Annotated in this window: 10 protein-coding genes; 5 read left to right on the top strand and 5 right to left on the bottom strand. The window is 69.2% G+C overall.

All coding sequences use genetic code 11. From position 1 onward, the window contains the following. Positions 1-66 precede the first annotated feature (66 nt). The 5 genes from zwf (at position 67) to J2Y70_RS06565 (ending at position 6,024) form a co-directional block, all read left to right on the top strand. Positions 67-1,503 (top strand): glucose-6-phosphate dehydrogenase, encoded by a 1,437-nt coding sequence (gene zwf, locus J2Y70_RS06585; protein ID WP_309914948.1) that lies wholly within the window; start codon positions 67-69, stop codon positions 1,501-1,503. Continuing rightward, positions 1,500-2,507 carry a glucokinase gene (gene glk / locus J2Y70_RS06580; RefSeq protein WP_309914946.1) on the top strand — a complete coding sequence of 336 codons (1,008 nt, stop codon included), beginning with the start codon at positions 1,500-1,502 and terminating at the stop codon, positions 2,505-2,507. Before zwf ends, glk begins: the two co-directional genes overlap by 4 nt. Beyond that, the gene (gene pgl, locus J2Y70_RS06575) at positions 2,504-3,223 is read left to right on the top strand and encodes a 6-phosphogluconolactonase (RefSeq protein WP_263398006.1); all 720 of its coding nucleotides are present in this window, start codon (positions 2,504-2,506) and stop codon (positions 3,221-3,223) included. The genes glk and pgl overlap by 4 nt, the downstream gene beginning before the upstream one ends. A 127-nt stretch (positions 3,224-3,350) precedes the next feature. Further along, complete coding sequence (gene edd, locus J2Y70_RS06570) at positions 3,351-5,267, top strand: phosphogluconate dehydratase (protein ID WP_309914941.1); 1,917 nt, start codon at positions 3,351-3,353, stop codon at positions 5,265-5,267. 97 nt (positions 5,268-5,364) lie between these two features. After that, entirely contained in the window at positions 5,365-6,024 is a 660-nt protein-coding gene (locus tag J2Y70_RS06565; protein ID WP_309914938.1) for a bifunctional 4-hydroxy-2-oxoglutarate aldolase/2-dehydro-3-deoxy-phosphogluconate aldolase, read from the top strand. 221 nt (positions 6,025-6,245) lie between these two features. Here the strand turns inward: J2Y70_RS06565 and J2Y70_RS06560 are convergent, their stop codons facing one another. The 5 genes from J2Y70_RS06560 to J2Y70_RS06540 form a co-directional block, all read right to left on the bottom strand. Continuing rightward, positions 6,246-9,389, bottom strand: coding sequence for a discoidin domain-containing protein (locus J2Y70_RS06560; protein WP_309914935.1), 3,144 nt, complete (start codon positions 9,387-9,389; stop codon positions 6,246-6,248). Positions 9,390-9,898: 509 nt separating this feature from the next. After that, the gene (locus J2Y70_RS06555; protein ID WP_184411024.1) at positions 9,899-10,735 is read right to left on the bottom strand and encodes a carbohydrate ABC transporter permease; all 837 of its coding nucleotides are present in this window, start codon (positions 10,733-10,735) and stop codon (positions 9,899-9,901) included. Beyond that, positions 10,732-11,613 carry a carbohydrate ABC transporter permease gene (locus J2Y70_RS06550; protein WP_263109714.1) on the bottom strand — a complete coding sequence of 294 codons (882 nt, stop codon included), beginning with the start codon at positions 11,611-11,613 and terminating at the stop codon, positions 10,732-10,734. The genes J2Y70_RS06555 and J2Y70_RS06550 overlap by 4 nt, the downstream gene beginning before the upstream one ends. After that, positions 11,610-12,908 (bottom strand): sugar ABC transporter substrate-binding protein, encoded by a 1,299-nt coding sequence (locus J2Y70_RS06545; protein WP_309916203.1) that lies wholly within the window; start codon positions 12,906-12,908, stop codon positions 11,610-11,612. The genes J2Y70_RS06550 and J2Y70_RS06545 overlap by 4 nt, the downstream gene beginning before the upstream one ends. A gap of 11 nt (positions 12,909-12,919) precedes the next feature. Then, a complete protein-coding gene (locus J2Y70_RS06540) occupies positions 12,920-14,545 on the bottom strand; it encodes a glucoamylase family protein (RefSeq protein WP_309914929.1) in 1,626 nt (541 codons plus the stop codon). Positions 14,546-14,625 lie beyond the last annotated feature (80 nt).

Genomic DNA, 14,625 nt, shown 5'->3' with positions numbered 1-14,625 from the left:
CAACGCCACGTCACTTCTAGCCCCCAGGTGATCGACGAAATGTCACCCGAAACCGAAAACCGGTCGATGCACGATACCTTCCTGCTGTTTGGCGCCACCGGCGATCTGGCCCAGCGCTACCTGTTCCCCTCGCTGCTGCGCATGCTCGACGACGGCTTCCTGCCGGAAGACTTCCGCATCCGCGCGCTGGCGCTGTCGCCGCACGACACCGCCAAGTTCCACGAGATCCTCAAGCCGCGCCTGCAGGCGGCGATGCCGCAGGTCAGCGAAGCGGTCATCCAATCGCTGCTGGATCGCACCGACTACCGCTCGGTGGACCTGCGCAACGCCGAGTCGGTGGCCGATGCGGTGCGCGAGCTGGCCTCGCGCAAGTGCGTCAGCTACCTGGCGATCCCGCCGGGGCTGTACATCAGCACCTGCCAGGGCCTGGCCCTGGGCGGCGCGCTGGCGGCGCCGAACCGGCTGATGCTGGAGAAGCCGATCGGCCACGACTCGGCCAGCGCGCGCGAGATCCTGCAGGCGATCGGCGCGCTGATCGACGAGGACCGCGTGTTCCGCCTGGACCACTACCTGGGCAAGGCCGCGGTGCAGAACCTGATCGCGCTGCGCTTCGGCAACACGCTGCTGGAAGCGGTGTGGAACCGCAACTACATCGAGTCGGTGGAGATCCTGGTCGCCGAGAGCGAAGGCGTGGACGGCCGCGACGCCTACTACGCGCGCTCCGGCGCGCTGCGCGACATGGTCCAGAGCCACATCCTGCAGTTGCTGTGCCTGGTGGCGATGGAGCCGCCGGCATCGCTGGAAGCGGACCGCATCCGCGACGAGAAGGTCAAGGTGCTGCGCGCGCTGCGCCCGCTGCAGGCCGCGCACGCCGCGCGCGACAGCGTGCGCGGGCGCTACACCGCCGGCACCATCAACGGCCAGCCGGCGCAGGCCTACCAGCCGCCGGAAGGCAGCGACGTGGAGACCTTCGTCGGCGTCACCGCCTACATCGACAACTGGCGTTGGGCCGGCGTGCCGTTCCGGCTGTGCACCGGCAAGCGCCTGGCCGAACGCACCACGCGCATCGTGGTCACGCTCAAGCCGGTCACCCACTGGCTGTTCGAGCGCCCCGACGCGACCCACGTGGCGCCGAACCGGCTGACCTTCCAGCTGCAGCCGCAGGAAAACATCGAACTGGGCCTGATGAGCAGCCTGGCCGGCCCGGAATGGGGCGCACTGGAACTGCAGCCGCTGGAGCTGGAGCTGTCGGTGCCGACCGGCCTGCACCGCCGCATCGCCTACGAGCGGCTGATGCTCGACGCGCTCAACGGCAACCACGCGCTGTTCGTGCGCGACGACGAAGTGCGCGCGGCCTGGGCCTGGATCGACAGCGTCAGCGACGCCTGGGCGCAGGCGCAGTCGCCGCTGCTGCCCTACCCGGCCGGCAGCTGGGGTCCGCAGGAAGCCGAACGCTACGTCTCCGCCGACGACGCCAGCGCCGTGCAGCGGGACACGCCATGACCGCGCCGCTGCGGCCGGTGCTGGTCGCCGACATCGGCGGCACCAACGCGCGCTTCGCGCTCGCCGACCTCGGCGCGTCCGCGCCGCTGCTCGACGACAGCACCCAGACCTTCGCGGTGGTGGACTTCCCGTCGCTGGGCGATGCCGCGCGCTACTACCTGCAGCAGACAGGGGTGGACGCGCGCAGCGGCGTGTTCGCCGTGGCCGGGCGCGTGGACGGCGACGAGGCACGGATCACCAACCATCCGTGGGTGATCTCGCGCTCGCGCACCCGCGCCATGCTCGGCTTCGAGGAACTGCACCTGATCAACGACTTCGCCGCGCAGGCGATGGCGATCAGCCTGCTGCAGCCGCAGGACGTGATCCAGGTCGGCGGCGCGGTCTGGCAGCCGGCGCCGATCGCGCAGCCGCGCAACTACGCGGTGATCGGCCCGGGCACCGGCCTGGGCGTGGGCGGCCTGCTGATCCGCGGCGGCCGCTGCTATCCGCTGGAGACCGAGGGCGGCCACGTCAGCTTCCCGCCCGGCACGCCCGAGGAGATCCGCATCCTGGAATTGCTGTCGCAACAGTTCGGCCGCGTCTCCAACGAGCGCCTGATCTGCGGTCCCGGCCTGGTCAACATCCATCGCGCGCTCAGCGAGATCGCCGGCGACGACCCGGGCCCGCTGCAGCCGGCCGACATCACCGCGCGCGCCGCGCAGGGCGACTACCGCGCGATGCGCACGATCGACGTGTTCTGCGCGGTGTTCGGCGCCATCGCCGGCGACCTGGTGCTGATGCACGGCGCCTGGGACGGCGTGTTCCTGACCGGCGGCCTGGTGCCGAAGATGCTCGATGCGCTCCAGCATTCCGGCTTCCGCCAGCGCTTCGAGCACAAGGGCCGCTTTTCGTCGATCATGGCGCGGGTGCCGTCGCTGGCGGTGATCCATCCGCGTCCCGGCCTGCTCGGCGCCGCTGCCTACGCGGTCGATGCCGAGCGCGAATCCCCAGGAGTCGTCGCATGAACCCCACGTTGTCCGATCGCATCACCCTGATCCGTTACGACGATCCCGACGAATGGATCGACGCGGCGGCGGCCGAGATCGGCGACGCGCTGCGCGAGGAGATCCAACGGCGCGGCGGCGCGCGGCTGCTGCTGTCCGGCGGCACCACCCCGGCGCCGGTGTACCAGGCGCTGGCCGAGCTGCCGCTGGATTGGTCGAAGCTGGACGTGGGCCTGGTCGACGAGCGCTGGCTGTCGCCGCAGGACAGCGACAGCAACGCCTACCTGGTCCGGCAGAGCTTCCTGGAGCGTGCCGAAGGCGCGCGCTTCGAGCCGCTGGTGCGGGTCGGCAAGCCGCTGCAGGACTGCGTGCATGCCGCCAACCTGCATGCGCAGCACGCGCCGGCCGCGTGCCTGGCGGTGCTGGGCATGGGCGGCGACGGCCACACCGCGTCGCTGTTCCCCGGCGCCACCGACCTGAGCAAGGCGCTGGCCAATCCGCTGCCCTACGCCGCGCTCGACGCCACCGGCTGCCCCGGCGCCAATACCTGGCCGCTGCGCATCACCCTGACCCCGGCCGGGCTGGCACCGATCGGCCGGCGCATGCTGCTGTTGCGCGGCAAGCAGAAGCTGGACGTGCTCGAACGCGCGCTGGCCGGCACCGATCCGCACGAATTCCCGATCCGCGTCGCTTTCGATACGCCTGGTGCGCGCTTGCGCGTGCTTTGGTGCGAATGAAGCCGGGACCGGGGACTCGGGACTCGGGACTCGTAACAGCCCAGGGCTGGCGCATTCCCGCTCTTTCGAGTCCCCAGTCCCCCGTCCCGAGTCCCGACATCCCCACACTTCATAGCCACTTCAGCCAATGAGCCTGCATCCGAAAATCCATGCGATCACCGAACGCATCCGCGAGCGCAGTGCGCCGTCGCGGCGCGCCTACCTGGCCGGCATCGACGCCGCGTTGCGCGATGGCCCGTTCCGCGCGCGGCTGAGCTGCGGCAACCTGGCGCACGGCTTCGCCGCCTGCGGCCCGACCGACAAGAGCCGGCTGGAAGGCGGGATCACCCCGAACCTGGGCATCGTCACCGCGTACAACGACATGCTGTCGGCGCACCAGCCGTTCGAGCACTATCCGGAGATGATCCGCAGCACCGCGCGCGCGCTCGGCGCCACCGCGCAGGTCGCCGGCGGCGTGCCGGCGATGTGCGACGGCGTGACCCAGGGCCGCCCGGGCATGGAGCTGTCGCTGTTCTCGCGCGACGTGATCGCCCAGGCCACCGCGATCGGCCTCAGCCACGACATGTTCGACACCACCCTCTACCTGGGCGTGTGCGACAAGATCGTGCCCGGCCTGCTGATCGGCGCGCTGGCCTTCGGCCACCTGCCGGCGGTGTTCGTGCCGGCCGGGCCGATGACCCCAGGCATCCCCAACAAGCAGAAGGCCGAGGTGCGCGAGCGCTACGCTGCCGGCCAGGCCACCCGCGACGAGCTGCTGGCCGCCGAATCGGCCTCCTACCACGCGCCCGGCACCTGCACCTTCTACGGCACCGCCAACTCCAACCAGGTGTTGCTGGAGGCGATGGGCGTGCAGCTGCCCGGCGCCTCGTTCGTCAATCCCGGCACGCCGCTGCGCGATGCGCTGACCCAGGAGGCGACCGAACGCGCGCTGCGCATCACCGCGCTGGGCAGCGACTTCCGCCCGCTCGGCCGGCTGATCGACGAGCGCGCGATCGTCAACGCCGCGGTCGCGCTGATGGCCACCGGCGGCTCCACCAACCACACCATCCACTGGGTGGCGGTGGCGCGCGCGGCCGGCATCGTGCTGACCTGGGACGACCTGGACGAGCTGTCGCAGATCGTGCCGCTGCTGACCCGGGTGTATCCCAACGGCGAGGCCGACGTGAACCATTTCGCCGCGGCCGGCGGCATCGGCTTCGTGTTCCGCGAACTGATGGACGCGGGGCTGATGCACGACGACCTGGCCACCATCGTGCCCGGCGGCATGCGCGCCTACGGCGACGAGCCGTGCGTGCAGAACGGCGCGCTGGCCTACGTGCCGACTCCGGCCAAGAGCGCCGACGAGACGGTGGTGCGCCCGGCGTCCAACCCGTTCGAAGCGCAGGGCGGGCTGCGCCTGCTGCGCGGCAATATCGGCCGCTCGCTGATCAAGCTGTCGGCGGTGAAACCGGAATTCCGCACCATCGAGGCGCCGGCGGTGGTCATCGACGCGCCGCAGGTCCTGAACAAGCTGCATGCCGCCGGCGTGCTGCCGCACGACTTCGTGGTGGTGCTGCGCTACCAGGGCCCGCGCGCCAACGGCATGCCGGAACTGCATTCGCTGGCGCCGCTGCTGGGCCTGCTGCAGAACCAGGGCCGGCGCGTGGCGCTGGTCACCGACGGGCGCCTGTCCGGCGCCTCGGGCAAGTTCCCGGCGGCGATCCACGTGACCCCGGAAGCGGCGCGCGGCGGCCCGATCGCCCGCGTGCGCGAGGGCGACATCGTGCGCCTGGACGGCGAGGCCGGCACCCTGGAAGTGCTGGTGGATGCGGTCGAATGGGCCTCGCGCGCGCTGGCGCCGAACACCGCGCCGGCCGCGCACGACATCGGCCGCAACCTGTTCGCGATCAATCGCCGCGTGGTCGGCCCCGCCGACCAGGGCGCGATGTCGATCTCCTGCGGCCCGCCGGCCGCCGACGGCGACGTGTGGGACTACGACGCCGAGTACGACCTGGGCCGCAGCGCCGAAGCCGCCGCCGCGCCGCACGAGGAAAAGGACGCCTGAGCCCGCGGCCCGGCAGGCGCCGCGCGCGCCTGCCCTCCCCTGCGCCGGCCGCATGCGGCCAACGAACCCCTGCCATCATCGCCAACACGAGACTGTCATGACGATTGCCGAATACCAGAACACAGCCGAAGCGCTGCTGCGCGCTGCCGGCATCCTGCCGGTTGTCACCGTCCACACCCTGGACGAGGCGCGCCGCGTGTCCGCTGCCTTGCTCGAAGGCGGCCTGCCCGCGATCGAGCTGACCCTGCGCACGCCGGTGGCGATGGACGCGCTGGCGATGCTCAAGCGCGAGCTGCCGGACATCAAGATCGGCGCCGGCACCGTGCTCAGCGAGACCCAGTTGCAGCAGGCGATCGACGCCGGCGCCGATTTCATCGTCACCCCGGGCACGCCGCCGGTGCTGGCCGACGCGCTGGCGCGGGCGCCGCTGCCGGTGGTGCCGGGCGCGGCCACCCCGACCGAACTGCTGGCGCTGATGGCGCGCGGCTTCCGCGTGTGCAAGCTGTTCCCGGCCTCGGCGGTCGGCGGCCTGGCGATGCTCAAGGGCCTGGCCGGCCCGCTGGCCGACCTGAAGCTGTGCCCCACCGGCGGCATCGGCGAAAGCACCGCCGCCGAGTACCTGGCGCAACCGAACGTGGTCTGCATCGGCGGCTCGTGGATGGTGCCCAAGGACTGGCTGGCCAACGGCGAGTGGGACAAGGTGCGGGAGAGCGCGGCGAAGGCGGCCGGGATCGTGCGGTCTGTCAGGGCTGGGTAAGGCCGGGACCTGGGACCGGGGACCAGGGACCCGGAAAATCAAAAGCAAAAGAAAAGCGCCGGCATGCCGGCGCTTTTTGTTTGGCTGTTGCTGTCGCGTTTGCCGTTCCGGGTCCCCGGTCCCTGGTCCCGGCTGTTGCTGTCGCGTTTGCCGTTCCGGGTCCCTGGTCCCCGGTCCCTGGTCCCGGCTCCACCGAGTCCCCAGTCCCGAGTCCCGACACCTCACCTCACCTCAATCTGCACATCCGCCGGCAACGAACGGATCCGCAGTTCGCCGTGTTCCCACTGCGCCGCTTCGCCGTTGATCTGGGTGCGGCCGGGCTCGCCCGGGTACGGCCAGGGCAGCACCAGGCCGCCGCTGGGCACGCGCAGGCCGCCGGCGATGCCGAGGGTCAGGCGGTTCTTCTGCCGGCGCAGCTGGTAGCTCAGTTCGCCCTGCGCGGTGCGCAGGTCCTGGATGGCGATGCCCTTGCCGTCGAACCACGCCGCCGGCACGCCGGCCGCCAACACCAGGCTGTCGTCGACGTCGCGCGCGTAGGCGAACATGTCCAGCACCGAGCGCACGAAGTCCGAGCCGACCCAGGCATGCGGCAGGTCGCCGACGAAGAACGGCTTGCGCGGCGTGCGCGAGACCACTTCGGCCCACTGGTTCCAGGGTTGCGGCGCGCGGTCCTTGAAGAAGAACTGGGTCGCGTCCCAGGCGCGCTCGCGCCAGCCCAGGCGCACGAACGCGGCGACGTTGCGCCATTCGTACGGCGTGTAGTCCTTCCATTCGCGCTTGCCGTCGCGGCGGCTGGCGAACTCGCCCCAGTAGCGCTCGAAGGTGTTGCCCAGCAGTTGCGGCGGCAGCCGCCCCTGCTCGCCGCCCGGCGCCAGCGCGATGGTCGTGGAGGTGGGATCGAAATCGCCCAGCTCGGCCGAACCCGGCAGGAAATCGATGTGGTGCTGCTGCGTGGCGCTGTCCAGCGAGGCGTACAGGTCCTGGCGGAACTCGTCGCGCGCGGCGGCGAAGCGCGCCGCATCGTCGATCCGGCCCAGTTCGGCGGCGATCTCCACCGCGTCCTTGTAGCCGCGCAGCGCCCAGAAGTTGTCCCAGTACGAATGCATCGGCTTGGCCGAATAGCCTTCGTGGCTGATCGACACCGGCATCATTCCGTAGAACGCCGGGTTGCGCGCGCGGTTCTCCTCGGTGCGCTCGCTGAGCCGCAACTGCTCCATGTACTCGTACGCGGCCAGCACGTGCGGCCACATCTTCTCCAGGAACGCGCGGTCGCCGCTGTAGCGGTAGTAGTCGGCGACGCCGAAGATCAGTTCGCCGTGGCTGTCGTTCTCCGGCACCGGATCGCTGCCGCGGTCGTCCACGCAGCACGGCACCATGCCATTGGCGAACTGGTACGGCGCGTACCACTCCAGGTATTCGCGCGCCACGTCGGCGCGACCCAGGCGCAGCAGGCCTTCGGAAATCATCGCGCCGTCGCGGATCCAGCTGCGCGAATACGAGCGCGTGCCCGGCTGCAGGCGCGGCCCGATCCGCGAGATCAGCATGTGCGCCAGCGCGGTGCGCAGGGTGTCGGCCAGCGCCTTGCCCTCGGCCGGCACGTGCAGCTGCACCCGGTCCAGCTTCTCGCGCCATTGCGCGGCGACCTGCTGCTGCGCCTTGGCCGGGTCGAAACCGGCCGGCAACGCCTGCGCGCCGGTCTGCGGGATCAGCAACGCCACCTCGCGCACTTCGCCCGGGGCCAGGCGCCCGCGGTACAGCAGCGCGCCCGAGGCCAGGCCGTCGGCGTCGGACGCCTGCTGCGGCAGCGCGGCGCCATCGGCAGACAAGCGCTCCACGTCGATGCCGGCGTCGAACGCGGTGGCATAGGCCGCATCGGGCTTCTGTACCGCGAACACCCGCGGCTCGCCGTTGACCTGCACCTGGTCGCCGTCGAACACCAGCAGATGGATCGGACTGACCCCGCCGACGGTGTTGAGGAACTGGCTCGGCGGGTTCACCTGGAACGGCCGCACCGCCAGCGCCAGGGTGTAGTCGTGCGGCTGCTTGCTCGGGTTGCTGAGCCGATAGCGCGCCACCAGCTGCGCCTGCTCCGGGGTGCCCTGGACGAAGGCGGTGATGCGCAGGCCGGCATTGTCGTGGCTCCAGTCCACGCTCGGGATCGGCAGGTAATCGTCCTGCAGGCTCTGTGCGGTCTTCACGTCGGCCCAGCTCAGGCGCTTGCCGTCCAGCAGCAGGAACGGCTCGATGCTGAAGCCGCCCTTGCCCACTTCGATCGCGCCGTCCTCGCCGACCAGGCCCTGCTCGCGGCCGCCGTCCAGGCCGACGATGGTCCAGTACGGCTGCTCGCCGCTGAAGCCGCGCGGGAACCAGCCGCGGGTGGAATCGGCCGCCACCGACTTGACGAAGTCGTTCGGGGTGGCGGCGAAGGCCAGCGGCTGCAACGCGATGTCGGCGATGCCGTAGCGGAAGCTGGGGCCGTCCTCCAGGTCGATGCGCACGTAGCGCGCCTCGGTCTCGGGCATCGGCAACCAATCGGTGCCGCCGTTGCCGGCGGTGACGTTGCGCAGTTCGCGCCAGCTGCGGCCGTCGGCCGAACCCTGCAGCCGGTAGCGCGAGGCGTACACGCCCGGCGCCCACTGCAGCTTGGCGCCGCCGAACTCGCGCACCTTGCCCAGGTCCAGCATCACCGTCTGGGTCTTGGCGTTGCCGCTGTACCACACCGTGTCCGCCTTGCCGTCGGCGATGCGCTGCTCCAGCGCCGGCGCGGTGTCGGCGCTGACCTTCACCGCCAGCGGCGAGGTGTCCTGCGGCGGCAGCGGGGTCAGCGCCAGCTGGTCGAAGCACACCGTGCCCTTGCCGCCGACCTGGTTGTAGATGGTGAACTCGATCTGCGCGCTGCGCTTGAGTTCCTTCTCCGGGCTCGGCCCCCAGGCCTTGTCGATCTGCCGCTTCTTGAAGGCGACCGTGGTCCATTGCTTGGGAAAGTCGTAGCGCGGCCGGTTGACCCACCACACGTTGTCGCCGCTGGCGTCGACCAGCTTGAACTGCAGGTCGTTGCTCGGCGAATCGCCGCGCAGCTGGAACGAGAGCTGGTAGTTGTCCGGATACTCGACCGGCAGCGCGCGGCGGATGCCGGCGTAGCCGGAGACGCCGTTGAAGTCGTAGTCCAGGCAGATCGCCTTGGCGCGGCCGCCGCTGGCGGCCTGCACCAGCCGGGTCGAGGCGGTGACCTGGTTGGAGACGACGATCTGCCAGTTGTCCAGGTTGTTGAAGCCGTCCAGCGCCAGCGGCGCGGTCGGCCCCGCGGCGAAGGCCTGCGCCACCGCCAGTCCCAGCACCGCCACCAGCCACCGCCCGCTCTTCATCGCCGCACCGTCCGTCATAGACCTCGCCCTGCTCGTCGTTGGTTTTTGCAGGAGGGGCGTCGGCCCTGGCTCTACCAGCAAGGCGTCGGGGCCGACGCCCCTCCTGCACGTACGTCCATCATGGCCTGCAGTTCAGCGCGAAGCGATGCAGGCGCGTCCCCACACTCGCCCGGTTCCGATGCCGTCCATGGCGCAACCGATCGGCTCCGGACAAACCGGCCCGGCCATCCGTGGCCGGGCGTCCGGCGCAACGCGCGCCAGTGGCGCTCCATGATCGGCAAAACTGCTGCCATCCATGGCGCAACACTCGTGCACCAGAACGTCCGGCCTGGCCATCCCTGGCCAGGCGTTCGCGGACGCGCGAGCCAGTGGCTCGCAAGCGCGTCGCCGCACTCGCATCTTTCCCATGCCATCCCTGGCGCAACCGATCGGCTCCGGACAAACCGGCCCGGCCATCCGTGGCCGGGCGTTCGGCGCAACGCGCGCCAGTGGCGCGCAAGCGTTGCGCCTCACCCCTTCACGCTACCCAGCAGCAAGCCCTGGATGTAGTAGCGCTGCAGCGCCAGGAACAGCGCCAGCACCGGGATCACCGTCACCACCGCGCCGGCCATCATCATCTCCACGTCCATGATGTGCTCGCGCGACAGTGCCGCCAGCGCCACCGGCAAGGTGTAGTGCTCCTGGTCGGTCAGCACGATCAGCGGCCACATGAAGTCGTTCCACGCGGCCATGAAGGTGAAGATGGTCAGCGTCACCAGCACCGGCTTGAGCATCGGCAGCACGATCTGGAAGAAGATGCGCAGTTCGCCGGCGCCATCGATGCGCGCCGCCTCCAGCAGTTCGTCCGGGATCGAGCGCGCGTACTGGCGCACCAGGAAGATGCCGAACACCGTCGCCAGCGCCGGCACCACCACGCCGCCGAAGTTGTTGACCAGGTGCAGCTGCTTCATCAGCAGGAACAGCGGCAGCATCGCCACCTGCGCCGGGATCACCAGCGCCGCCAGCAGGATCTGGAAGATCCGCTCCTTGCCGACGAAGCGCAGCTTGGCGAAGGCGTAGCCGGCCATGGTGTTGATCAGCAGCGAGCCGAAGGTGATCGCGCACGACACCAGCAGGCTGTTGGCGAAGTTGCGGGCCATGCCGGTGCGCGAGAACAGCTCGCCGTAGTTGGCCAGGGTCGGGCCGGTCGGCAGCATCGGCGGCGGGAAGCGGCTGGCCTGCCCGGCCGGCATGAACGACACCGACACCATCCACAGCAGCGGCGCCAGGCTGACCAGCGCCAACACCAGCAGCCCGCCGTTGACCAGCAGCGTGTTCCAGCGCGAAGCGCCGATCTCGCGACTCATACCAGGTCCTTCTTGCGGCCGAAGCGCAGCATCACGGAGGTCACTCCCAGGATGATCAGGAACAGCAGGAACGCCACCGCCGACGCGCGGCCGAGGTTCCACCACTTGAAGCCTTCCTCGAACATGAAGTACAGCACGCTGACCGTGCTCTGCAGCGGGTCGCCGCGGGTCATCACGTAGGGTTCGGCGAACAGCTGGAAATAGCCCGACACGGTGATCACCCCGACCACCAGCAGCACCGGCCCCAGCATCGGCAGGGTGATGTGCAGGAACTGCCGCCACTTCGATGCGCCGTCGATGCGCGCGGCCTCGTACAGGTCCTGCGGGATGCCCTGCAGGCCGGCCAGGAAGATCACCATGTTGTAGCCGAAGTTCTTCCACACCGCGAACAGCATGATCGTCGGCATCGCCCAATGCGGGTCGCCGAGCCAGTCGACCGGGCCGATGCCCAGGTGGCTCAGGCCGTAGTTGACCAGGCCGTAGCTGGTGTGGAACAGGTAGCGCCAGATCACCGCCACCGCCACCAGCGTGGTCACCACCGGCGCGAACAGCGCGGTGCGGAACAGCGGCTTGAACCGCGCCACCGGCGCGTTGAGCAGCAGCGCCGCGCCCAGCGAGGCGCCGATCGACAGCGGCACGCCGACGATGACGAAGTAGGTGGTGTTCCACAGCGACTTCCAGAACATCTGCGTCTGCAGCAGTTCGATGTAGTTGCCGAAGCCGACGAAGCGCAGGTGGTTGCTGTCGGCCAGCGCGTACAGGTCGAAGTCGGTGACGCTCAGCGCCAGTGCCGACAGCACCGGCAGGCCGAAGAACACGCCGATCACGATCAGCGCCGGGCCGGCGAACAGCCAGCCGGCCAGGGACCCGCGCTTCATGGCGTCGCTCCCGCGGCCGGCGCCGCCGCTGCCTGCGGATGCTGCTGCTGGTAGATCCAGCGCCGCTTCTCCAGGATCTCGTCCACGCGCTTGTCCAGGTCCTGCACCGCTTTCTCCTGGCTTTCGCCGCCGCGCACCACGCGCTCGGTGACCAGCCGCATTTCCTGCACGATGCGCTCCCATTCCAGCACCTTCGGCGCCGGCTTGACCCGCTCCAGCTGGTCGCGGAACGCATGCGCCAGCGGATCGTTGGCCAGTGACGGGTACTCCCAGGTGCTGCGCCGCGGCGGCATGTCGCCGATCAGCGCGTGGAAGCGCGCTTGGGTCTGCGGCCGCGACAGGAACTCGATCAGCTTCCACGCCGCGTCCTTCTGCTGCGACTTGCGGAAGATCACCAGGCTGGTGCCGCCGGCGATGCCGGCCCCCGGACCGTCCGGACCCGGCAGCGGCATCGTGCCCCACTGCCCTTTCAGCGCCGCCGGTTCCAGCTTGCGGAACTCGCGGATGTTCCATGGCCCGGAGATGTAGAAGGCGTAGAAGCCGTTGAAGAACTCGTCCCACACGTTGGAGATCTGGGTCTCGGACATCTTCGGCGCCCAGTCCTGCTCGAACATGTTGGCGTAGAAGCCCAGCGCCTTGCGGAAGCCGGGGCTGCGGAAGTTGCCGTAGTTGTTGTGGTCGCGCAGCAGCGGATCGTCCAGCTGCAGGCCCAGCGACAGCTGCTGCTCGAATTCGTTGATCGGCATCAGGATCGCGTAGCGCTTGGGCCCCACGTGCTTCTTCACCGCGGCCATGGCCTGTTCCCACTCGGCCCAGGTCTGCGGCAGCGTCTCCACGCCGGCGTCGCGGAGCATGTCCTTGCGGTAGAACAGCAGGCGCGTGTCCACGTACCACGGCACCCCGTACAGCTGGCCGTCGATGACGCTGGTGTCCCAGATGCCGGCGAAGTAGTCCTTCGGATCGACCACCTTGGAGCTGTCCACGTAGGGCTGCAGCGGCTGCAGCGTGTCCAGCGCGGCGAACTCGGGGATCCAGGTGTTGCCGAGCTGGCACACGTCCGGCAGCCCGTCGGCGGCGAACGCGGTCAGCAGCTTCTCGTGCGCGGCGGTCCACGGGATGTTCTGGATGTCCACGCGGATGCCGGGATTCTCCTTCTCGAATTCCGGGATCAGCTCGGCCACCACCTCGGCCTCGCGGCCCATCGCCCAGAACCGCACCACCTCGCCCTGCGGCGTACGCGCGCAGCCGCAGACGGCCACCATCAGCGCGCCCAGCGCCAGCCAGCGACGGGTCATCCGCAGTGCGCTCATTCGGGCTTCTGCGGTTGGCGCTGCGCGGGATTCTGCTGCGCCTCGGCGGACGCGGCGCGCGACTCGGCGATGCCCAGCGCACGCGCGACCGCGGCCTGCTCGTCCTTTTTCGGCACCGATTGCGGCTCGCCTTCCGGAGTCAGCCAGCCGCCGCTGAATCCCGCTCGCTCAAGGCCGGTGCGTAGGTACTTGTTCTTCTTCATCACGTTCCAGACGAACTCGTTGCGGTAGTTCGCGATCATGGTGACGATCGCGCCCTGGTCGATGCCGATGTAGTCGCCCGCCACCCAGCCGCGGTTCGGGACCATGCGCCCGGTCTTGAGTGGAATATCGTAGTTGAAGCTGGGATTGAACGCGTCCAGGAACCCGTAGCTGGAATAGATGTAGTCGCCGAAGCGCTTGTGCATCTCTTGGGTCGCCGGAATGACCACCTCCGGCGCGAACACGATCGAGGACACCGCCGCGGTGGGCGCGATGGTGCCGTCGTCGAAGTGCTCGAACAGTCCGGCGCCGCGGGTGCGGTAATGGAAGAACTGGCGTTGCTCGCCTCGGTACTCCTGGGTGGTGTTCTGCGGGCCGTCGCTGGCGGTCAGGCCCCAGACGTTCTCGCCGTACTCCTTCCACTTCATCGGGTTGTCGATGGCGTAGTCGCGCTGCGCCAAGGTGGCGCGCCGGCTGTTGAGGAAGTAATCGATGCCGTGCTCGCGCATGTACTGGTCCTGGATGTCGCGGAAGTCGATCCAGACATGGTTGTACTGGTGCGCGAACAACGGACCGAAGGACAGGTACTCCTGGCCCTGGAACACGCCCCAGTCCTTGTTGTAGGTCCGGGTCCATTCCAGCCATGCATCCGGTTCCACCGGATGGGTGGGCGAGCCTAGCGCCAGGATGTAGACCATCATGCCTTCGTTGTAGCCCATCCAGTCGTGCTGGATGAAGCCGCGTTCCGGATACCAGCCCATCGAGATCAGCGGTTTGCGCTGCTGCATCCATTTCCAGTCGACGCGGCGGTAGAGCGCATCGGCAATCTCGCGGATCTCGCGCTCGTCGGCGTTGTCGCCCTCGTAATAGGACTGCGCGAACAGCACGCCCATCATCAGCAGCGCGGTGTCCACGCTCGACAGCTCCACCCACTGGTCATAGCGAAGCCCCTTCTGCATGTCCAGGAAATGGTAGTAGAAGCCTTTGTAGCCGGCGCGGCCGGCGCGTTGCGGGCCAACTGGCGCGTCACGCAGGAAACGCAGTGTGGTCAAGGTGCGTTGCACCGCCTGTTCGCGGTTGATCCAGCCGTTCTCGTAGCCGATCGGGTAGACGGTGAGCGCAAAGCCGATCGAGGCGATGCTGGCGAACGGGCGCGACGGGTAGCGATCCACCGACATGCCGTTCTGCTCGTTGGTGGTGTCCCAGAAGAACTGGAACGTGCGCCGTTCGATGTCGTCGAACAGCGGCGGCAATTCGGGTTTCAGCAGTTTGGGAGGCAACTCGGCTTCCACCAAGATGACCTTGACCGGCGCCTGGTCCGGCGCGGTCGGTTCTTCGGTTTTCTTGCACGACGTCAACAACACGCCGGCCGCGATCGTCAGGACCAGCGAAAAGCGTACGAAAGCGCGCTGCTTCATCATCGTGCCACCCCTGTGAAATCGTTTACATCCACACCCGAAAATATACCCCACTCTGCGACCGCCGCGGCTCCCGATCGTTC

This window comes from Xanthomonas sp. 1678 (assembly GCF_031455575.1).
Lineage (GTDB): Bacteria > Pseudomonadota > Gammaproteobacteria > Xanthomonadales > Xanthomonadaceae > Xanthomonas_A.
This window is presented reverse-complemented; position numbering and strand designations above follow the sequence as displayed.